The sequence below is a fragment of the Nocardiopsis trehalosi NBRC 14201 genome, from assembly GCF_001552555.1.
In the GTDB taxonomy this organism is placed as follows: domain Bacteria; phylum Actinomycetota; class Actinomycetes; order Streptosporangiales; family Streptosporangiaceae; genus Nocardiopsis_B; species Nocardiopsis_B trehalosi.
This window is the reverse complement of the sequence record NZ_BCRK01000009.1, coordinates 23,038-43,340: the sequence shown is the minus strand read 5'-3', so window position 1 is coordinate 43,340 and position 20,303 is coordinate 23,038. Positions and strand designations below refer to the sequence as shown.

General features: G+C 75.5%; 16 protein-coding genes. 5 read left to right on the top strand and 11 right to left on the bottom strand.

The annotated features are described in order from the left end of the window. Positions 1–5 precede the first annotated feature (5 nt). Positions 6–449 carry a roadblock/LC7 domain-containing protein gene (locus NT8_RS03075; protein WP_394326561.1) on the bottom strand — a complete coding sequence of 148 codons (444 nt, stop codon included), beginning with the start codon at positions 447–449 and terminating at the stop codon, positions 6–8. Continuing rightward, positions 446–3,178, bottom strand: coding sequence for a nitrate- and nitrite sensing domain-containing protein (locus NT8_RS03070; protein ID WP_245646010.1), 2,733 nt, complete (start codon positions 3,176–3,178; stop codon positions 446–448). Before NT8_RS03070 ends, NT8_RS03075 begins: the two co-directional genes overlap by 4 nt. A gap of 475 nt (positions 3,179–3,653) precedes the next feature. Here NT8_RS03070 and NT8_RS03065 point away from each other — a divergent pair, with 475 nt between their 5' ends. Further along, positions 3,654–5,225 (top strand): GMC family oxidoreductase, encoded by a 1,572-nt coding sequence (locus tag NT8_RS03065; protein WP_245646009.1) that lies wholly within the window; start codon positions 3,654–3,656, stop codon positions 5,223–5,225. A 135-nt stretch (positions 5,226–5,360) separates the two neighbouring features. Next, the gene (locus NT8_RS03060; protein ID WP_067963999.1) at positions 5,361–6,452 is read left to right on the top strand and encodes a hypothetical protein; all 1,092 of its coding nucleotides are present in this window, start codon (positions 5,361–5,363) and stop codon (positions 6,450–6,452) included. A 9-nt stretch (positions 6,453–6,461) separates the two neighbouring features. On the opposite strand, the gene NT8_RS03055 is transcribed toward NT8_RS03060, so the two are convergent. From NT8_RS03055 to NT8_RS03020, 8 genes are all read right to left on the bottom strand, one after another. Next, the gene (locus NT8_RS03055) at positions 6,462–6,854 is read right to left on the bottom strand and encodes a DUF3592 domain-containing protein (protein WP_067963997.1); all 393 of its coding nucleotides are present in this window, start codon (positions 6,852–6,854) and stop codon (positions 6,462–6,464) included. A 77-nt stretch (positions 6,855–6,931) separates the two neighbouring features. Beyond that, the gene (locus tag NT8_RS03050) at positions 6,932–7,501 is read right to left on the bottom strand and encodes a hypothetical protein (protein ID WP_157515473.1); all 570 of its coding nucleotides are present in this window, start codon (positions 7,499–7,501) and stop codon (positions 6,932–6,934) included. Between the two features lie 80 nt (positions 7,502–7,581). Then, positions 7,582–9,408, bottom strand: coding sequence for a substrate-binding and VWA domain-containing protein (locus NT8_RS03045; protein ID WP_067963992.1), 1,827 nt, complete (start codon positions 9,406–9,408; stop codon positions 7,582–7,584). Between the two features lie 358 nt (positions 9,409–9,766). Next, the gene (locus NT8_RS03040; RefSeq protein WP_067963990.1) at positions 9,767–12,202 is read right to left on the bottom strand and encodes a YhgE/Pip domain-containing protein; all 2,436 of its coding nucleotides are present in this window, start codon (positions 12,200–12,202) and stop codon (positions 9,767–9,769) included. After that, a complete protein-coding gene (locus NT8_RS03035; protein WP_084468600.1) occupies positions 12,199–12,876 on the bottom strand; it encodes an ABC transporter ATP-binding protein in 678 nt (225 codons plus the stop codon). Before NT8_RS03035 ends, NT8_RS03040 begins: the two co-directional genes overlap by 4 nt. A gap of 195 nt (positions 12,877–13,071) precedes the next feature. Further along, a complete protein-coding gene (locus tag NT8_RS03030) occupies positions 13,072–13,653 on the bottom strand; it encodes a TetR/AcrR family transcriptional regulator (protein WP_067963987.1) in 582 nt (193 codons plus the stop codon). A 147-nt stretch (positions 13,654–13,800) separates the two neighbouring features. Then, positions 13,801–15,936 carry a YhgE/Pip domain-containing protein gene (locus NT8_RS03025; RefSeq protein WP_245646008.1) on the bottom strand — a complete coding sequence of 712 codons (2,136 nt, stop codon included), beginning with the start codon at positions 15,934–15,936 and terminating at the stop codon, positions 13,801–13,803. Continuing rightward, positions 15,933–16,757, bottom strand: coding sequence for an ATP-binding cassette domain-containing protein (locus tag NT8_RS03020; protein WP_067963985.1), 825 nt, complete (start codon positions 16,755–16,757; stop codon positions 15,933–15,935). The genes NT8_RS03025 and NT8_RS03020 overlap by 4 nt, the downstream gene beginning before the upstream one ends. Positions 16,758–17,123: 366 nt before the next feature. Between NT8_RS03020 and NT8_RS03015 the strand changes: the two genes are divergently transcribed. The 3 genes from NT8_RS03015 to NT8_RS03005 all read left to right on the top strand — a co-directional run bounded on the left by NT8_RS03015 (position 17,124) and on the right by NT8_RS03005 (position 18,691). Further along, positions 17,124–17,777: a nitroreductase/quinone reductase family protein gene (locus NT8_RS03015; protein ID WP_176579676.1), complete on the top strand. Its 654-nt coding sequence runs from the start codon at positions 17,124–17,126 to the stop codon at positions 17,775–17,777. A 348-nt stretch (positions 17,778–18,125) separates the two neighbouring features. Beyond that, the gene (locus NT8_RS03010) at positions 18,126–18,356 is read left to right on the top strand and encodes a hypothetical protein (RefSeq protein ID WP_067963982.1); all 231 of its coding nucleotides are present in this window, start codon (positions 18,126–18,128) and stop codon (positions 18,354–18,356) included. After that, on the top strand, positions 18,353–18,691 hold the full coding sequence (locus NT8_RS03005) for a hypothetical protein (protein WP_067963981.1): 339 nt from the start codon (positions 18,353–18,355) through the stop codon (positions 18,689–18,691). Before NT8_RS03010 ends, NT8_RS03005 begins: the two co-directional genes overlap by 4 nt. Before the next feature lie 120 nt (positions 18,692–18,811). Here the strand turns inward: NT8_RS03005 and NT8_RS03000 are convergent, their stop codons facing one another. Next, positions 18,812–20,251 (bottom strand): GuaB1 family IMP dehydrogenase-related protein, encoded by a 1,440-nt coding sequence (locus NT8_RS03000; RefSeq protein ID WP_067963979.1) that lies wholly within the window; start codon positions 20,249–20,251, stop codon positions 18,812–18,814. Positions 20,252–20,303: the final 52 nt, after the last annotated feature.

Here is a 20,303-nt window from a genome sequence, read left to right as displayed (position 1 = left end):
GCCCCCTACCCGGCACTACTTCCGGACGTCCGGCCGTTGGCGGCCGCGGCCGCCCTGGGGTCGCGCGGCGACGCGTCGAGGAACCGCCCCACCTGCTCGACCAGCATGTTCATCTCGTAGGCGATGAGGCCGACGTCGGAGGACTCCTCGGAGATCAGCGCCAGGCAGGCGCCGTTGCCGGCGCCGGTGACGAAGAGGTACGCCTCCTCCATCTCCACCACCGTCTGCAGCACCCGGCCGCCGCCGAACTGGCGGCCGGTCCCGCGGGCCAGGCTCTGGAACGCCGAGGCGACGGCCGACAGGTGCTCCGCGTCGTCCTTGCCCAGGCCCTCGGAGCGGCCGAGGAGCAGACCGTCGGCGGAGAGGACGATGGCGTACTTGGCGCCGACAGCCCGTTCGACAAGCTCGTCGAGCAGCCAGTTCAGGTCTTTTGCGGCGTTGTTCGTCACGGTCGGGAATCCTTCTCGGTGTCGTTCTGGCGCTGTTGCCCCTCACGGCGCCCGCGCCGCGTGCCCTGCTGGAACGCTGCCATGTTCCGGCGCAGGCGGGCCGAGCGCTCCTGCTCCTCCTCCGGCGGCGCCGGCGCGGTGGGCGGGGCGTCCGGGGCGTCCGGGGCGTCGTAGAGCTGGGGGGCCAGGTGGGTCTGCGGGGTCCGCCGGGGCAGAGCGGGCCGCGGGTCGCCGTCGGCCGAGGGGGCGGGCGGCGCCGCGGGGGCGGACGGTGCGAAGACGGACGGTGCGAAGACGGACGGTGCGGCGGGAGCGGAGTCGGCGGTGCCGCCCCGGCGGGGCAGGGAGCCGGGGGTGGCGTGCCGGCCCTCGGCGCCCACCCAGCCGGAGGACGGCGTGCGGCGGGGCAGGACCGGCTCCTCGGCGGGCACCTCCGGGACGTCCGGCGCGTCGCCGCGGGCGAGGACGTCGCCGCGGAGCGGGACCTCCTGCCCGTCCGCGGGGGCGGACCCGTTCCCGGCCGGCGCCCGGTCGGCCGCCCCGTTGCCGGTCGCACGGTTCCCGGCCGCCCCGTTCCCGGTCGACGTGTTCATTCCCGTCCGGTTCTCGGCCGTCCCGTTCCCGTTCCCGTTGCGCGCGGCGCCGGGCCTGGGGGTGCGCGGTGCGCGGTGGGCACCCGAGGGGCGCTCCTCGTCGAGGACGTCGACCGCGCGCGAGACCCGCGGCCCCGACTCCGGGGTCCACGGCTCGTCGTCGGCGCCCTCGGAGCCGTCGGCGCCGGGCAGCGCGACCGGGTCGCCCGCGATCAGCTCGGTCGGCAGCAGCACGATCGCCTGCACGCCGCCGTAGGGGGAGGTGCGCAGCCGCACCTTGATGTCGTGGCGGTGGGCCAGCCGGGAGACCACGAACAGGCCGAGCCGCATCTTCTCGTTGAGCCGCATGACGTCGAACTCGGGCGGGTTGGCGAGGACCTCGTTGGCCGCCGCGAACTCCTTCTCCTGCATGCCCAGGCCGCGGTCCTCGATCTCGATGACCACGCCGTTGGGCACCTGCTCGCTGCTCAGCCGGACCTGGCTGTGCGGCGGGGAGAAGCTGGTGGCGTTGTCGACCAGCTCGGCCACGAGGTGGATGACGTCGGCGACCGCCGGGCCCTTCAGCGAGACGCGGGCGATGTGCTGGCGCTCGACGCGCGTGTAGTCGCCGGACTCGGAGATGGCGCCGCGCAGGACGTCGATGAGCGGCATCGGGCGGTGCCAGGTGCGGCCCGGGGTCTCGCCGCCGAGGATGAGCAGGTTCTCGGCGTTGCGCCGGGAGCGGGTGGCGAGGTGGTCGAGCTTGAACAGCTCGGTGAGCTGCTCCGGGTCCTCCTGGTCGCGCTCCATCCGGTCCAGCAGCCGCAGCTGCCGGTGGATGAGGGTCTGGCTGCGGTGGGCGATGCTCAGGAACACCCGGTTGACGCCCTGGCGGAGTTCGGCCTGGCGGACGGCGGCCTCGACGGCGAACCGCTGCGCCTTGTCGAAGGACTCGGCGACCTCGCCGATCTCGTCCTCGCTCTTGGTCAGCGGGGGGATGCCCTCGGTGTCCGCCTCCTCGTTGCGGCGCAGCCGCGCGGCCAGCGCGGGCAGCAGCTCGTTGGCGCGCGTGTCCGTCTCGTCGCGCAGCTGGCCGAGCCGGCGCACGACACTGTTGGTGGTGCGGAAGGCGTAGGAGATGGCGCCGAAGCCCAGGAGGGCGACGCCGACCGTGCCGCCCACGGCGAGCACCAGCGCGAGCGTCGCCGCGTCGGTCTGGACGTCGGCGGCGTGGTAGGACTCGTTGGCCCCGATGTCGGTCAGGGCGTCCTTGACCGGGAAGTAGGCGTCGGCCCACTCCTCCTGGTCGATGGGGATGGAGTTGTCGTGGACCTCCTCGCCGGTGACGGGGTCGACGCTGTGCGTGACCTCGCGCTCGATGATCTCGTCCTCGAACTCGACCAGGCGGGCGTAGTCGTCGCCCGCCATCAGCTCTTCGAGCTTGCGGCTCTGCTCCGGGCTCATGAACTCGCGGATGGAGTCGAGGATGGCGTGGTAGGAGCTGGTCAGCCGGGTGAACTCCTGCTGGTCGGCGGCCGTCAGCTCGCCGCTGGCGAAGCTGCGGGTGAGCTGGGCGTCGCTCTGCGCCAGCAGGTCGACCACGCGGAAGGTGTTGGTGGCGCTGAGGCCGGGGCCGATCGCGCGGGGCTCGGGGTGGCCGCGCGACTGCTCGTCGAAGAGGTTGGCCGCGACCCGCATGACCCGGTTGTAGTCGTCCAGTACCTCCTCGCGGGAGGCGGTGCCGTTGTCGACCTTCTCGCGGATGTCGGAGATCGAGCGGTACTGGGTCTCGAACTCGCCGATCCGCTCCCGGATGGAGTCGGTGGCGAAGTTGCGGAACGGCTCGAACCGGTCGAAGACGTCCTGGGTGAGGGCGTCGGAGTCGCGCCTGGTCTGGTCGAGCTGGTCCCGGTTCTCCGGGTTCTCCAGGTAGGCGACGGTCTGCGAGCGCTCGTCCATGACGGACACGAGCGATACGGCGGCGGGGGTGGACAGCTCGTCGAGCGCCTTCGCCGCCCCCACCATCTGGAACGCCTCCCAGACGAGGTAGCTGCTGACGGTGAGCCAGAGGGCGACAAACGCGGTGGCCGGCATGAGCACGGCTCTGCGCGACCGCTGCCGGATGCTCGCGGCCCGCCTCCTCTTCGCTGTCTGCACGGTTCTCCTAGGGCGCATCAGGGATGTGCGGGACGGGGATGCGGGGGACGCGCACGCTGGCGTCCGCACCGGGGCCCGCTGCCGCGGCCGGGGGCGCGCCCCAGGACCAGGGGGGCGCCGCGCGGGCCGGGCTGACGATGAAATCGCATGTCACGCGGGTGCTTCACGGGTGGAGTTCCCGTTCGCTGCAATTCAGGACGGATCGCGAATAACAGCACTCCGAAGGGGTTGTCGGGTGATTACGCGGTAATCGTCCGCACACGATAGCGTGCCGTGCCGCCGGAGGACGATCCGGACGTCCCCCTCCTGCCCCCGCCCGCCGGGGTTCGCCCGCCCGTCGGGTCGACGTCACATCGGGGTGGATACGGTCGAAAAGGTGGTGGTCGGACAGGCCCCACCATAGGATCACGCTCGCGGAATTCCCGCGTTCGGGCTCATCAGGGCCCGTTTCCCCTTTGTCTGCCCCCGGATTGTGGTGAACGGTTTGTACGACTACGTCATCGTCGGTGCTGGTTCGGCGGGGTGTGTTCTTGCGGCGCGGTTGACGGCGGACCCCGACGTCACCGTCCTGCTGGTCGAGGCCGGACCGCCCGACACCGCACCCGAGATCAAGATCCCCATGGCCTGGCCCCAGCTGTTCAAGACCCCGCTGGACTGGGACTACACCAGCGAGCCCGAGCCCGGGCTCGACGGCCGCCGCCGCAACCTCCCCCGCGGCCGCACCCTCGGCGGCTCCTCCTCCATCAACGCGATGATCTACATGCGCGGCAACCCCCTCGACTACCAGGAGTGGGCCGCCGCCGGCGAGGGCTGGGGCTGGGCCGACGTGCTGCCCTACTTCCGGCGCGCCGAGGACAACGAGCGCGGCGAGAGCGACCTGCACGGCGCGGGCGGCCCGCTGCCCGTCAGCGACCTGCGCGCCAAGCACAAGCTCATGGACGCCTTCCTCGACGCCACCGCCGAGGCCGGGTACCCCCGCAACGAGGACGTCAACGGCGCCTCCCAGGAGGGGTTCGGCTGGCTCCAGGTCACCCAGCGCAACGGGCTGCGGTGCAGCGCCGCCGACGCCTACCTGCACCCGGTCGCGGACCGCCCCAACCTCACCGTGCTGACCGACACCACGGTCACCCGGGTCCTCATCGAGGGCGGCCGGGCCACCGGCATCGAGGTCGTCGAGCGCAACGAGAAGCGCGAGATCCGGGCCGAGCGCGAGGTGCTGCTGTCCGCGGGCGCCTACAACTCCCCGCAGCTGCTCATGCTGTCGGGCATCGGCCGCGCGGCGGAACTCGCGCCGCTGGGCATCGCCCCCGTCGCCGAGCTGCCGGTCGGCGACAACCTCCAGGACCACGCGTTCTTCCCGCTCGTGTTCCACACCGAGGAGGAGAGCCTCTCCACCGCCGCCACCCCGGAGAACATCCAGCGGCTCTTCGCCGAGGGCGCCGGCCCGCTCACCTCCAACATCGCCGAGGCCACCGGGTTCTTCCGCAGCCGCCCCGACCTGGACGCCCCCGACATCCAGGTGCACGCCGGCGCCGTCATGCTCGTGGAGGAAGGGCTGGGCGTGCCGGTGCACCACGCGTTCACCGCCGCCCCGACCCTGGTCCGGCCGACCAGCCGCGGCCGGGTGAGCCTGCGGTCGGCCAACCCGCTGGCCAAGCCCCGCATCCAGCACAACTACCTCACCACCGAGGAGGACCGCCGCGCCGTGGTCGCCGGCGTGCGCACGGTGCTGGACATCCTCGACCGGCCCGCCCTCAGCGCCTTCCGCGGGGAGCCGATCAGCGCCCCCGAGGGCACCGGCGAGGAGGAGATCCTGGCGTTCGCCCGCTACTCGCTGTCGAGCATCTTCCACCCCGTGGGCACCTGCGCCATGGGCTCCGTGGTCGACCACGAGCTGCGGGTGCGCGGGATCGACGGGCTCCGGGTGGTCGACGCCTCGATCATGCCGAACACGGTGCGCGGCAACACCAATGCTCCCACCATCATGATCGCCGAGCGCGCCGCCGACCTGATCGCCGGCCGGCCCACACTCACGGCCGCCCGCTGACCCCGCCGGGGCCCGGCCGCGCCGGGCCCCGGCCGCGCCGGGCCCCGGCCGCCGGGCCGCCCGGGACCCGGACACCGCGCGGATTCCGCCGTTCCGCCCCCGCCGCCGCACCGGCGCCGCTAGCCTTCTGGCCCCATGGGAGCGATCTTCGCCGACGGGGCCGCGGGGGCGGCGGTGGCGGTCCAGGGCACGGCGTTCGCGCTGCTGCTGGGCGCCACCCTGTTCCTGCGGCGGCAGTTCCGCCGCCACGGGAGGATCGGCGGGTGGAGCGGCCTGGTCACCCTCGCCGTCCTCGCCGTCGGCACCGGCCTCGCCGCGTTCGCGGTGGCCCCGCTGCCGCCCGCCGCCGACCGGGTGTGCGCCGCCGGCGGCGCCCCGCTCCTCCTCGACCCGCTCGCCCGGCCGCCCTGGTCCGGGGCCGCGGGCCCCGCGCTCGCCGCGGCGGTGGGCCTGCCGGTGGGGCTGCTCGCCCGCTACCGGTACCGGCGCGGCCCCGTCGCGGCCACCGCGCTCGGGCTGGCGTGCGCGGCCGCCGTCGAGATCGTGCAGGGCACCGCCCTCCTCGGCCTCTACCCCTGCCCCTACCGCACGGCCGCCACCGGGGACGTGCTGCTCGGCGGCGCGGGCGCGGCCGCCGGCTGGCTCGCCGGCACCGCCGCGGTGCGCGCCCTGCCCCGCTCCTGGCCGGGCGCCGTGGCCGACCTGCTGCCGCCCGGCCTGTCCCGCCGCGCCCTCGGCCACGCGCTCGACCTGGGGCTGTGCTGGACGGGCGCGGGCGCGCTGACCGCGGTCGCCGCCACCACCGGTGCCGCCGACGGCCTCCCGGCCGAGCAGGTGCGCACGGCCGCCTTCGCCGCGCTCACCGCCGCCGCCGCGGTGCTGCCCCCGCTGCTGCGGCGCGACCGCTGCGCCCCCGGCCGGGCCGCGCTGCGCCTGGGCGTCGCGGCGGCCGGGCGGCCGGTGCCCGCCCCGAGGCCGCGCGCGCTCCTCCGGTCGGTCCTGCTCTACGCCCCCACCGCGGCGCTCCTGGGCGCCGGCCTGCCGTGGTGGACGGCGGCCGTCGCCGCCGCGCACGGGGCGAGCGCGCTGGTCCGCCGCGACGGCGCCGGGCTGGCCGACCTCATCGCCGGCACCCGGGTGACCACCCGGGCCGCGCTCACCGGCGAACTGCCCGCCGAACTGGTCCGCTACGCGCCGCCGGCCCGCCCGGCGCACGCCCCCGGGTGACGGCGGCCCTCACCAGGCGAGGACGCCCAGCAGCGCCCCGATGCCGATGAGCGCGGTGCCCAGCAGGCCGAACACGACGTCGATCCCGCTGCTCAGCCAGCGCGCCTCGACGATGCGCGCCCGCTCCGGCTCCGCCGGGTCGTAGGAGACGGTGACGGTGTCGCCGGCGCGGGCGGCGGTCCACCCGGTGCTGGTGTGGGCCGCGCGGACCTCCCGGCCGTCGCCGGTGCGGAACCGCACCACCATGCGCGAGGTGCGGCGGGTCTCCTCGTAGCCCTCGATGACGCCCTGGGTGCGCACGCCCTTGCGGGCGAGCAGCGACGAGGCGCGCACGTGCCGGAACAGCACGGCGAGCAGGACGGCACCGGCGGCCATCGGCAGCAGGGGGTAGTACTCCAGCACGGCGGCGTTTCCGTTTCTGCGGCTCGGGCGTGCGCTCGGCCGACCGGCGCGGACGGCGGGCGCCCGAGCGGCACGTCCTAGGTGTACTCGTCGGGGCCGGGCGGCGCGGCCGGCCCGCCGGGGTGCAGCGCCTCGGCGGCCACGCGCTCGGCGATGGCCACACCGTAGCCGACCGCGTCGATCCGCCGCGCGAGCGCGAGCAGCGCGTCGGGGCCGCCGACCGCGGCCGGGAGCGCGGCGGCGGCCTCCTCCAGGTCGCGGGTGCCCGCCTGGATCCGGTGCCCGACCTCGGCGGTCGCGGCCGCCGCCGGGGCGCCCAGCGCGGCCAGGCGGGGCCGCGCGGCCTCCAGCCGGGCCACCGCCGCCGCGGTCGCGGCGACACCGGCCGCCATGTGGTCGGCCACCGGGCCGCCGGGTCCGCCGCGCAGGGCGGCGGCCGCCGCGGCGAACGCGTCGCGGGCGGCGGCGGCCCGCGCGGCGTACGGCGCGGCGCCGTCCTCCGGGCCGGACGCCGGCCCGGCCAGGCCGCCGAAGAGGTGGCCCACGACCAGGATCGCCGCCAGCCACACCGCCACTCCGATGCCCGTGGACGCGGGCACGGGCAGGCCGACCGCCCACGCCAGTCCGCCCGCGGTGGCCCCCGCCATCAGCCACCACGGGTCCGCCCACCGCCGCCAGCCCCGCACCCGCACCGCCCTTCCGCTCCGTCGCGCCCCGGTCCCGGCGGCTAGAAGTTCGAGACCACGGCCTCGAAGATCTCGTCGATGCTCGCCGGGTCGGTGGCGTCGTAGGCGGCGGCGTCGGTCGCCTCGGCGATGCGGGTCAGCGTCTCCATGTCGGAGTCGTCGCCGTAGCCGATGGTGAACACGCGCACCGGGGCCTCGCCGGTCTCCGACGACCCCTCGATACCGGCGAGCAGGGTGTCGAGGCCGATCCCCGACAGGTCCTCGTTGCGGCCGTCGGTGAGGAACACGACGGCGTTGATGGCGTCGTCCCGGCGCTCGCCGTCGACCAGCCCGTGCGCCGCCAGCGCCGTGTCGTACAGGCCGGTGCCGCCGCCCGGCGGCAGGGCCTCGATCTCCTCGGCGAGCGCGTCGGGGCGCGGCGTCCCGCCGACGTCGCCGTCCATGGGGCCGAGCGGGACGAGTTCGCGGTGGTCGCGGTCGCCGTCCAGCTCGGTGCTGAACATCCACAGCCCCAGGTGGTCGCTGTCGCCGAACTGCTCCAGCGACGCCAGGGCGGCCTCCTTGGCCAGCCCGAGCTTGTTCTGCCCGGTGCCCGCGACGGCCTCCTGCATCGATCCGGAGGTGTCCATGACCAGCAGCACGTTGGCGGGCTTGCGCAGCTCGGCCCAGTTCGCCAGCATCCCGTCGAGCGCGCCGGAGGAGGGCGGGTTGAGCAGCTGCGCGGGCTGGTCGGGCAGCATGCCGTTCTCGGGAGTGACGTCGGCGCCCGGGGTGCCCTCGTGGTCGCGGAACCCCGCGTCCTGGAACGCCGCCTGGACGTCGGCCGACAGCAGGTGCTCGCGGAACCCTTCGGCGGCGGCCGCCACCGGCCCCTCGGCGGAGGAGAGCACCGCGTAGGGGTGGTCCGACATCAGCGTGCCCTCGTCGGGGTAGACCGCGACCAGCGGCACGTCCGGCGCCGGGTGGTCGCCCGCGGTCGCGGGGTCGCCGGTGGGGTTGCCCTCGTTGTAGTGCAGCACCGACACCTCCTCCACGGCGACCGCGGAGATGTAGGACAGGCCGTGCCCCTCGGCGTCGGCGCGCCGCAGGTTGGACAGGAAGGTGAGCGTGGTGTCGCCGTAGTGCACGATGGAGCGCTCGACGGCGGCGACGAACCCGCGGGTCTCGGCCGCGTCGATCCGGTCGTCGGTGAGGTCGGAGGTGAGGCCGGTCGCCGCGAAGTAGGTGCCGATGGTGGCGTTCAGCCCGGCCGTGGAGTAGTTGGGGTTGGTCTTGCCGAGGCGGAACGCACCCCATTCGGCGTGGCCGTGGGAGGCCCAGCCCTCCTCGTCCTCGGCGAGGTCGAGCACGTCGTGCCAGCCCAGGGAGGCGTCGGGCCAGCCCAGCGCCTCGGCCATGGGCCGGGGCATGGCGATCACCAGGGGCGAGTTGGCGATCGACGGCGCCGCGTCCGGCAGCAGGGCCGGCAGGTCCTCGGCGGCGCGGCGGTCGCGGGCGAGCTGGAGCCAGCTCGAACTCGCCGGGGTCCACACGTCGGGCTCGGGCCCCAGCTCCTCGGCGTCCCAGGTGCCGGCGCCCAGGGCCTCCATGGTGGCGCCCGACGCCTGCTCCACGATCTCCACCTCGACGCAGCCCTCGTCGATGTCGGTGCCGCTGTAGTCCTCGGCGAAGCCGCGCATCAGCCCGGCCTTCTCCGGCGAGGACGCGACGGTGAGGGTGATGGCGTCGCCGCCGCACCCGCCGCCGAAGGACGGCAGCGGCGCCCCCACGAAGACCCAGCGCACCGCCGCGATGACCACGACGGCGAACACGCCCACGACCACGTAGGGAACGGCGCGGCGCCACGCGGGCCCGGTGCGGACGGCCATGCTTCCCCCATCCCGCCCCCGCGGCGGGGGCGCTCTCTCCCTCGGAGCGTAGGCAAGCGCGGTCGCGTGGAGGTCACGTTCGGCCAAGCCGTCCACAGCCGGTCACCGGCGGGCCGGCTACGCCGTGAGGATGACGGCGGCACCGCCTTTGGACGTAGTCCGGGATCGGCCGGTGGGCCGATGCCCGCCGCCCCCTCCCGCGCCTACCGTGGGACCACGGCCGCGGAACGCACACGGGGGCGATCCGCCGGCCGGGCAGTGAGGACAGGGGGCTGGGCAGGGCGCGCTCCAGACCCCCGGGCGAGCGGCGGGTCCGGACGAACTTGCAGGCGTCCGGGCCCGCCCGCCTCCGCCTCGCTCAGACGCGCAGCACCGGGTGCAGCGCCCCCACCGTCCAGCTCCGCCGCCGCGCCGCGGCCGCCCAGGTGACCAGCAGCGCCCCGGCCAGGTAGGCGGCGAGCACCCAGCACGCCTGCTCCACCACCGCGGTCCCGCCTTTGCTGATCAGGTGGCGCAGCGCCGACACCACCCACCACATCGGCAGGTACGGCGCCAGGGCCGCGAAGAACCCCGGGCTGGTCTGCAGCGGGTAGGTGCCGCCCGCCGTCGTGAGCTGGATCATCAGCAGTACCAGCGCCACCACCTTGCCGGGCGCGCCCAGCGCCGCGTTCAGCGCCTGGTTCACCGCGGTGTAGGCGGCGGCCGTCAGCAGCAGCACCCCCACCAGGGCCGGCCACCGCCGCGCCTCCAGGCCGAGCAGCAGGTGCAGGGCGGCGAGCATGACCGCCACCTGCACCGCGCCGACCGCCAGCGCCGGCAGCCAGCCCGCCAGCGCGACCCGCCACGACGGCGCGGCGGCGGCCAGCGCCCGCCCCGTCAGCGCCGGGAGCACGATGTAGGCGACCATCGCCCCCACCCACAGCGCGAGCGCGATGAAGAACGGGGCGAACCCGGTCCCGTAGTCGGGGGCCGGGTGGTCGACCGACGAGGCCAGGCGCACCGGGCGGCCCATCACGTCGCCGCGCACCTCGCGCGCGTCCTCGCCGTAGGTGGGGATGTCCCCGGCCCCGTCGGCCAACCCGTCCGCCAGGGTGCGGGAACCCTCGGCGAGGTCGCCCAGCCCGGAGTCCAGGTCGCCCGCCCCCGAGCGCAGCCGGGCGAGGCCGCCGTCGAGGTCGTCCGCGCCCCCGCTCAACTCGCCGAGGCCGCCCGACAGCTCGCCGGCGCCGCCGCGCAGCTCGTCCAGGCCCCCGTACAGCTCGTCCGCGCCGCCGTCCAGGTCGCCGAGGCCGCCGGACAGCGCGTCGGCGCCGGTGTGCAGGTCGCCCAGGCCGCCGCGCAGGTCGGACGCGCCCGAGGACGCGGTCGCCAGCCCGTCGCGCAGGTCGCGGGCGCCCTCGGCGAGGTCGTCCAGGGCGGTGGCGAGGGTGTCGGCCCGGTCGCGCGCCGCCTCGGCGTCGTCGGCCAGCCCGGGGGCGTCGGCGGCGAGGGCGGCCGCCAGCCGGGCGGCGTCGCCCGCGTCGCGGGCCAGCCCGGCGATCCGGTCGCGGTGGGTGTGGACGAGGTCGGCCAGGTCGGCGGCGAGCGCCGCCGCCGCGTGCGCGTCCACCAGCAGCGCGTGCAGCTCCGGGTCCTCCCCGGCCAGGTCGGGGTGGGCGTCGAGGCGGTCCTCCAGGCGCACGCACAGGGCGCGGGCGGCCGCCGCGTCCTCCCCGGTCACCTCGGGCAGCGCGTCCAAGGCGGCGGCGAGGGTGTCGGCGGCCTCCGCCGCGGCCTCGGCGGCGGCCTCGACGGCGGGGGCGTCGGCGCGCACCCGCGGCACCCAGGTGTCGGCCAGGGTGTCGAGGACGTCGACCGCCGCGTCCACCTCGCCGGCGGCCTCCGTCGCGCCGTCGGCCAGGGTGCGCGACCCGTCGCGCAGCCCCAGCAGTCCGGAGTCCAGGTCGGCGGCGCCGTCCTCGGCGTCGCCCAGTCCGGAGTCCAGGTCGGCCGCGCCGTCCGCCGCGTCGCCGAGCCCGCCCGCGAGGGCGCCCGCGCCGTCCTCGGCGTCGCCCAGCCCGGAATCGAGGTCGGCCGCGCCCTCCTCGGCGACGTCCAGCCCGCCCGCGAGGGTGTCGGCGCCGTCCTCGGCGTCGCCCAGCCCGGAGTCCAGGTCGGCGGCGCCGTCCTCGGCGTCCGCGGCGCCCCCGGCCAGCTCCTCGGCGCCGTCGGCCGCGTCGGCGGTGCGGTCGTGCAGCTCGTTGAACGCGAGGAAGATGCGGTCCAGGTAGCGGCCGGTCGCGGCGGACCCGGCGGCGGCGCGGATCGCGTCGAGCCCCGTGGTCAGCAGCTCGCGGACGATGTAGTTGTTGGAGTCGTCGAAGTGGGCGCGCAGCGTCGCCGGTACCGGGTCGGCCGCGTCGTCGGCGGGGGAGACCAGGTCGGCGCTGAAGTCGCCGGGGATGGTGAACACGACGTAGTACCGGCCGTCGGCGAGGCCGTCGGCCGCCTCGGGGGCGTCCACGGCGTGCCAGTCCAGGTCGCCGCGGCGCAGCAGTTCGCGCTCCAGCTCGTCGCCCGCGCGCACCTCGCGGCCGTCGGCCGCGGCGGGCCGGTCCTGGTTGACCAGGGCCACCGGGAGCCGGTCGACCCTGCCGAACGGGTCCCAGAACGCCCACAGGTACAGCCCCGAGTACAGCAGCGGGATGAGGGCCAGCGCGGCGATGGCGGCCGCCGGCAGCGGGGAGCGCAGGAACGACAGCAGCGTCAGCCCGCCCAGCCGGGCGGCGGGCAGCGGGCGGACGCGGCGCCTCACCCGCGCCCGCCCGTGCGGGCCGGGGCCGCGCGCGGCGGCAGCGGGCGCACGTCGGCCAGCCCTTCGGCGGCGGCGGGGTCGGCGCAGGCGGCGACGACGGTGGGACCGGAGTCGGCGAGCGCGCGCAGCGTGCGCCAGAAGCGGGCCTGGGCGCGCGGCCCCAGCCCGGCGTCGGCGTCGTCCACGCAGATCAGCCGCGGCTCCTCCAGCAGGGCCAGCGCCACGCCCAGGCGGACCTTCTCCGACGCCGACAGGTCGCGGACCGGGCGGGCGGTGTCGAGCCCGCCTAGCCCGGCGTCGTCCAGCGCGGCGGCGCGGGTGCCCTGGTCGGCGGGGCGGACGCGCAGCAGCAGGCGCTCGGTGAGGTGGTGGCGGACGGTCAGCCGCTCGTCGAGGTCGTTGACGCCGTCGCTGAGGCCCAGCGCCGCGATACGCCGGATCCGCCGCGCCGCCCCGGGCACCCGGTGGCCGTCGACCCGGAGCGTGCCCGAGGTGGGGCGCATGCGCCCGGCCAGGGTCAGCAGCAGCGCGGTGCGGCCGCTGCCCGCCTCGGCGTGCAGGACCGTCAGCGACCCCGGGGCCGCGCTCAGGTCCACCCCGCTGTAGACCGGGCCCGCGCGGGTGCGCAGCTCCAGTCCGTCGGCCTCGACCCGGGCCCCCGTCGCCCGCCGCATCCGACCGGCCCCCTCCCGCCGCGCGTCCGGGCGCGCGGGGCGCCCGCTGGTCTTCACGAGCGTCCGCCGGGTGGGGGCGGGGGGTCGACGCGCCACGCGCGACTTGGGGATATCAAGACGCGAAGCGGACACTTCCGGCGCGGTGGCGCGGTCGGCGGACCGGGCGCCGGGCGGGCCGGCCGGTTCGCCGGCGGGTCAGCCGCCGAGGAAGCCGGCGACCATGCGCTCCACGGTGGCGTGCACCTCGTCCAGCGGGCGGTCGGGGGCGCGGGTGCGCCAGTCCAAGGCGACGGTCACGGCCATGCCGAACAGGGCCGACCCCGCCACGGCGGTGTCGATCCCCTCGGGCAGGTCGCCGTCGGCGGCCATCGCGTCGAGCAGCCCGGAGATCACCCCGATCGCCTCGGAGCGGAGCTGGCCGACGGTGGCGTACCAGACCCGGTTGGTCCGCCACGCCTCCGCGAGCAGCAGCCGGGCCAGCGCCTCGTGCGCGCCGATGAACGCCAGCTCCGCCCGCAGCACCTCGGTCAGCGCCGCGCGCGGCGGCCCGGTGGCGGCGGCCTCGCGCAACCGGGCGGCCAGCCGCTGGATGCCCCACTCCAGCAGGGCGGTGTACAGCTCGGTCTTGCCGGCGAAGTTGTAGTACACCGTGCCCTTGGCCACCCCGGCGCGCTCGGCGATCTGGTCGACCGTGGTGGCCCCGAACCCCTGCTCGGAGATGAGGGTCACGGCCGCCTCGAACAGCCGCTGCCGGGTGGCCTCGCGCCGGGCGCTCATCGGGTCGCTCCTGATCGGACGGGTCGGACGGGGGGAGGAGGGTGCCGCCCCATTATCCCGGGGCGGCGCGGGCGGGCGCGCCCCCGGCGGCCACCCGGCGCGGTGGGCGCGCCCGGCGGGATGGGCGCGCCCGCCCCGGTCACCCGGTCACAGCTTCAGCGCCGGGTGCAGGGCCGCCATCGTCCACGTGCGGCGGCGGTCGACGGCGCGCCAGGTCAGCAGCAGCGACCCCGCCAGGTAGGCGGCGAGGACCGCGCACGCGGTGAGCACGGTGTCCATGGAGCCCCCACTGATCAGGTGGCGCACGGCCGCCACCACCCACGACATCGGCAGGTAGGGCGCCAGCGCCTGGAAGAACGCCGGGCTCGTCTCGATCGGGTACGTGCCGCCGGCCGACGTGAGCTGGAGCATGAGCAGCACCAGGGCGACGATCCGCCCCGCCGGGCCGAACCGCACGGCCGTCCACTGGACGATCGCGGTGTAGGCCGCCGCGGTGAGCAGCAGCACGCCCACGAGCGCCGCCCACCGGCGGGCGTCCAGCCCCAGCAGCAGGTGCAGCGCCGTGAGCGCCACCGCGACCTGGGCCGCGCCCACCGCCAGCGGGGGCAGCCAACCGGCCAGGGCGATCCGCCACGACGGTGCCGTGGACGCCAGCGCGCGCGGCTGGACGGCGGGCAGCACCATGAACGTCACCATCGCGCCGACCCACAGCGACAGCGCGATGAAGAACGGGGCGAACCCGGTGCCGTACTGCGGGGCCTCGTTCGCGACGGCCGCGTCGAGCCGGACCGGGTCGCTCATCACGTCGGCGCGGTCGCCCCGGTCGGCGCCGTCGAAGGTCGGGATGTGCTCGACGCCCTCGGCCAGGCCGTCGGACAGGTCGCGGGAGCCGTCATCGAGGGCGGCCAGGCCCTCGCCGAGGTCGCCGGCGCCGCTGTGCAGCGCGCCGATGCCCTCGTCCAGGTCGGCGGAGCCGCCGTAGGCGGTCTCCAGGCCGTCGCGCAGGTCGCGGGCGCCTTCGGCCAGGTCGGCGAGGCCCTCGTCCAGCGCGTCGACCTGGTCGCGGGCCGACGCGGCGTCGTCGGCCAGGTCGGGGGCCTCGTCGGCGACGTCGGCGGCGAGGTCGGCCACGGTGTCGGCCCGGTCGCCGATGGTGGCGATCCGGTCCCGGTTGTCGTCGACGAAGCCGGCCAGGTCGGCGGCCTGGGCGGTGACACCGCGCATGTCGGTGATCAGCCCGTACAGCTCGGGGTCGGTGCGCTCCAGGTCGGGGTGGGCGGCGAGGTAGTCCGCGAGGCGGCCGTCGACGTCCTCGGCCCGGTCGGCGCCGTCGGCGGCGGAGTCGGGGAGGTCGTCCAGGGCGTCGGAGAGCGCCGAGGCCGCGTCGGCGGCCTCCCGCGCGCCGGACTCGATGTCGGGGGCGTCCTCGCGCAGGCGGGGAACCCACTCGTCGGCGAGCCGGTCCAGCGCCTCGGTCTTCTCGGAGACGGTGTCGGAGGCGGTGGTGGCGCCGTCGGCCAGCGTCTGCGACCCCTCGTACAGGTCGCCGAGGCCGGAGTGCAGGTCGCCGGACCCGGTGGCGGCGTCGCCCAGGCCCTGGTCGAGTCGGTCGGCGCCGTCGCGGGCGTCGGCGGTGCCGTCGGCCAGCTCCCCGGCGCCGTCGGCGGCCTCGGCGGTGCTCGCGTGGATCTCGTTGAAGCCGACGAACATGCCGTCCACGTAGTCGCGGGCGGCGGTGGCCCCGGCGGCGTCGCGGATCTCGGCGAAGGCCGAGCCCATGAGCTGGCGGACGATGTAGCCGTTGGCGTCGTCGTAGTGCGCCCGGAGGGTCGCGGGGGCGGGGTCGGCGCCGTCGTCGGCGGCAGTGGCCAGGTCGGCGCTGAAGTCGGCCGGGATGGTCAGGGCGACGTAGTAGCGGCCCTGCTCGACCCCCGCGTCGGCCTCGTCGGCGTCGACCAGGTGCCAGTCGAGGTCGCCCCGGTCGAGCAGCTCTTGGGCGATGTCGTCGCCCGCGTGCAGCTCCTCGCCGGCGGCGGTGGCGGGCTCGTCCTCGTTGACGAGGGCGACGGGCAGGTTCTCCATGCCGCCGAAGGGGTCCCAGAACGACCACAGGTACAGCCCGGAGTACAGCAGCGGGATCACCGTCAGCGCGGCCAGCGCGGCGGCGGTCAGCCGGTGCCGCAGGAACGACCGCACGGGCAGCGCCCCCAGCCGCACAGCGGGCAGCGCACGGGGGCGGCGCAGGGGACGCCGCAGGAAGCGGGGACGTCGGGGAATCCTCACGCGCCCTCCCCACCCTCGCGACGGGCACGCCGGGGGGCGGCATGCCGCCCTAGCGGGGGAGCGGGGGGTGACGCGGGAGGCGGCCCGGGGGACGGCGCGGGAGGCGCCCCGGAAATCAGCCCGTCGCCTTCGGCCGGCTCGGCGCTTGGAACGGCGTCCTCTCCCGCTCGATCCAGCGTCAGGACGGTGTCCGCGCCCGCGTCCTCGGCGCCGCCGGGGTCGGCGCAGGCGGCGACGACAGTGGGGCCGGAGTCGGCGAGGGCGCGCAGCGTCGCCCAGAGGGCGGCCCGGTCGTCCGGGGACAGGCCGCGATCGGCGTCGTCCACGCAGATCAGCCGGGGCTCGTCCAGGAGGGCGAGGGCGATCCCCAGGCGGCGGCGCTCGGCGGCGGTCAGGTCGCGCACCCGCCGGGTGCGGTCGAGGTCGGACAGCCCGGCGGCGTCGAGCGCTGCGGCCCGGGCGCCGCGCTCGGCGGGGCGGGCGCGCAGCAGCAGCCGCTCGGCGAGGTGGTCGCCGGCGGTCAGGCGCTCGTCGAGGTCGTTGACCCCGTCGCTGAGGCCGAGGGCCGCGATGCGGCGGACCCGCCGCGCGGCTGCCGGAAGGGCGTGGCCGTCGACCCGGAGCGTCCCGGAGGTGGGGCGCATGCGCCCGGCCAGGGTGAGCAGCAGCGCGGTGCGCCCGGCACCGGAGGGGGCGGCGACCGCGACCAGGGAACCGGGCGCCGCGTCGAAGGAGACGCCGGAGTAGACGGCGCCCTCACCCGTCCGCAGCCCGAGCCCGTCGGCCTCAATGCGCGCTCCCGTCGCCCGCCGCATGGCCATCACCCCTCTTTTGAACTGACTGGTCAGTTCAAAAATACGCCCGCACCGGCGCCCATACGTCGCCGACCGGGCGTGCGCTGCCCCACACCGGCCTCCGTGCCCGGACGCACGTGTTGCCGTGCAGCGTCGCCGGGCCGCACGGCCGCGCAGCGCGGCCGGCCGGTGATGCCGCGCAGAACCGCCACTTGGTCATGCCGCCCAGTACCGCCACCCGGTGGTGCCGCACGGTGCCGCGTCCGGCAGGGCGGTCCACGGACTTCCGGCGGATAGATCACCAGAAAACAGTCCCGATTCGGACAGATCATTCCCATGACGGGGGCCTGACACGTAGCGTCGTTCCGAGCCCCCAGCCCGGAGGAGACCCCCATGCCCCCGCCCCGCCCGGACTCCGCCGCCCACCCGCCGCACCGCCCGTCCGCCGACGCGCGCCACCCGGGTCTCGCCGCCGACGCGCCGCAGCACCCTCGTCCCGGCGCCGACGCGTTCCACGCCTCGTACCCCGGTGCCGACGCCCACCGCCGCCACGCGGACGCCGCCGGCGACGAACCGGTCCGGCCGGAGATCCCGGAGGCCGTCCCGCCCGGCCCGGTCCGGGCCCGCGCGGTCTCGCGCCTCGACGCGTTCGCCTACCGCGCCACGGACGGGCTGGCGGTCGGCCGCCTCCGGCCGCACCACCGCTTCCCCAAGGGGGAGTCGGTCTGCCTGCTGACCACGCGCGGCCGCAAGAGCGGGCGGCGCCGCACCGTGCCCCTGGTGTTCCTGCGCGACGGCGACCGGGTCGTCCTCGTCGCCTCGGCGGGCGGCGACCCCCGCAACCCCATGTGGTTCCGCAACCTGCTGGACGACCCGCGCGTCGTCGTGCAGATCGGCCGCTCCCTGCACCGCATGCGGGCCCGCACCGCCACCGCCGCCGAACGCGCCGACCTGTGGCCCCGCCTCACCGCGTACCACCCGGCCTTCGCCGACGACCAGTCCCGCACCGACCGCACCCTCCCCATCGTCATCTGCACCCCGACATGAGCGACGCGACACGCCCGCGCGCGAGTGGCTGCTTCCGGGCCACCCCGCCCGGCCCCCGCCGGTCCCTGACGAAGAATCGAGCACTTCCCGCGTGGGCAGACGCCTCCATTGGTCCCTCGTGTTGTTCCACGGCGCGTGGGCGTCCATCAATCTCGCGAACTACACGGTAGAACGATCGCCGATTTTCCTCATCGCGGGACTGATGTCCCTCTTCTTCCTCGTCCTTTCCTTGCTCTCCCTCTTCCTGTTGCGGAAGAGATGCGTCAGTGATGGAGGTCTTCACCCCGCGGCGTTGGTATCGGGCCGACGACCGGAGAACAGAAGACGACCGGCTCAGAGGAGATAGCCATGGAAACCCTGTTCGGACTCCTCCTCGCGGTCGGCCTGATGGCGGCTGCCGTGGCGAACTGGGTCTACTACCACCGCGGCGCCGAGTTCATGTTCTCGGACGTTCCGGATGACAGCGTCTTCAAGCCTTCCGATGAACCGACGAACGAATCTCTGAGAATCATCATCAGCGGATTCCTGTTCATAATGTCGATGCTGATCCTCGGCGGATTCTTCGGTGTCTTCGGATGATGATTTCAGTCATCGGCGAGGTGTGCCGTCTGAATCTTGTGGAGGAAAATATTCTGGAGTATCTCTTCACTCTCCTGCTGGTAGCCGCAGTATCCGCGTTCTGTTTTGCGATTTCGTTCCTCCTGTACAGGCACTGGGAGCGGCTTCGAAAATGGGATGCGATTCAGCGGAGGCTTCTGCGGTGGGCTCCGCCGTTTGCGAGGAAGTATGAAAAAGTGCAAGGCGGTGTCGCGGATACTGTGAACAAGTACGTCACGGTCAGTCTCTTTGCGGCGGTGGCGGTGGCGGTCGTGGTCGGCATCGGACTCATCAGGGGTCTCTTCTTGGGTCCTTGATGCGTTCCCTGGCGGCCAGGTGCTCCTGTGGACTTTGGAGGCGCGGTGAGCGGGGTGGCATAGCGAAAGGCCAGAGCCTTCGGCTCTGGCCTTTGCTTGTGGGGTGAGTGCGGTTGGGGGTTACCAGCTGGTGGGGACGGGTTGGCCCTCGCTGTAGCCGGCGGCGCTTTGGATGCCGACGGTGGCGCGGTCGTGGAACTCCTCCAGGGTGGTGGCGCCGGCGTAGGTCATGGAGCTGCGGACGCCCGCGACGATCTCGTCCACGAGGTCCTCGACGCCCGGGCGCTCCGGGTCGAGGTACATGCGGCCGGTGGAGATGCCCTCCTCGAAGAGGGCCTTGCGGGCGCGGTCGAACGGGGAGTCGTCGGCCGTGCGGAACCGGACCGCGCGGGCCGACGCCATGCCGAAGCTCTCCTTGTACAGGCGGCCCTGCGCGTCGCGCAGGACGTCGCCCGGCGACTCGTAGGTGCCCGCGAACCACGAGCCGATCATCACGTTGGACGCGCCCGCCGCCAGGGCGAGGGCGACGTCGCGCGGGTGGCGCACCCCGCCGTCGGCCCACACCGCCTTGCCCAGCTCGCGGGCGGCCGCCGCGCACTCCAGCACCGCGGAGAACTGCGGCCGCCCCACGGCGGTCATCATCCGGGTGGTGCACATGGCGCCCGGACCCACGCCGACCTTCACGATGTCGGCGCCGGCCTCGATGAGGTCGCGGGTGCCCTCGGCGGTGACGATGTTCCCGGCGACGATCGGCACCCCGGGGTCGAGGGCGCGCACCTTGCGCAGCGCCGCCACCATCTTCTCCTGATGGCCGTGCGCGGTGTCGAGCACCAGCGCGTCGGCCCCCGCCGCCAGCAGCTCCGCCGCCTTGCCCGCCACGTCGCCGTTCACCCCGACCGCCGCCGCGACCCGCAGCCGCCCCGCCGCGTCGACGGCCGGCGTGTACAGGGTGGCGCGCAGCGCGCCGGTGCGGGTGAGCACGCCCACCAGGGCGCCGTCGGCGTCGACCACGGGCGCCAGCCGGTGCCGGAAGTCGTGCAGGGTGCCGAACGCCTCCTTGGGGTCGCTCCCGGCGCGCACGGTCAGCACGTCGGTCGACATGACCTCGCGGAGCTGGGTGAAGCGGTCGACGCCCTGGCAGTCGGCCTCGGTGACGACGCCCAGCGGCCGCCGCTCCGGGTCGACCACGATGACCGCGTTGTGCGCCCGCTTGGGCAGCAGGTTGAGCGCGTCGCCGATGGTGCTCTCGGGGGTGAGCGTGATCGGGGTGTCGTGGACCAGGTCGCGCCGCTTGGTCCAGGCGATGACCTCGGCCACCACGTCGATGGGGATGTCCTGCGGGATGACGGCGATGCCGCCGCGCCGGGCGATGGTCTCGGCCATGCGCCGCCCGGCGACCGCGGTCATGTTCGCGACTACGATGGGGATGGTCGTCCCCGTCCCGTCGTGGGACGCGAGGTCCACGTCCAGGCGCGACCCGACGGCCGACCGCCTCGGCACCATGAACACGTCGCTGTAGGTCAGGTCGTGGCCGGGGACCTGGTCGTTGAGAAAACGCACGCCGCCACCTCGGGTCGCAAACCGCGGGGCCGGCGGCGCGACCTCACGGTCG

Coding starts and splice junctions, on each gene's coding strand:
- NT8_RS03060 (WP_067963999.1), top strand. CDS start 5,361: ATGGGAGCGATCTTCGCCGACGGGGCCGCGGGGGCGGCGGTGGCGGTC.
- NT8_RS03050 (WP_157515473.1), bottom strand. CDS start 7,501: ATGGCGGGGGCCACCGCGGGCGGACTGGCGTGGGCGGTCGGCCTGCCC.
- NT8_RS03045 (WP_067963992.1), bottom strand. CDS start 9,408: ATGGCCGTCCGCACCGGGCCCGCGTGGCGCCGCGCCGTTCCCTACGTG.
- NT8_RS03035 (WP_084468600.1), bottom strand. CDS start 12,876: ATGCGGCGGGCGACGGGGGCCCGGGTCGAGGCCGACGGACTGGAGCTG.
- NT8_RS03030 (WP_067963987.1), bottom strand. CDS start 13,653: ATGAGCGCCCGGCGCGAGGCCACCCGGCAGCGGCTGTTCGAGGCGGCC.
- NT8_RS03020 (WP_067963985.1), bottom strand. CDS start 16,757: ATGGCCATGCGGCGGGCGACGGGAGCGCGCATTGAGGCCGACGGGCTC.
- NT8_RS03015 (WP_176579676.1), top strand. CDS start 17,124: ATGCCCCCGCCCCGCCCGGACTCCGCCGCCCACCCGCCGCACCGCCCG.
- NT8_RS03010 (WP_067963982.1), top strand. CDS start 18,126: ATGGAAACCCTGTTCGGACTCCTCCTCGCGGTCGGCCTGATGGCGGCT.
- NT8_RS03005 (WP_067963981.1), top strand. CDS start 18,353: ATGATGATTTCAGTCATCGGCGAGGTGTGCCGTCTGAATCTTGTGGAG.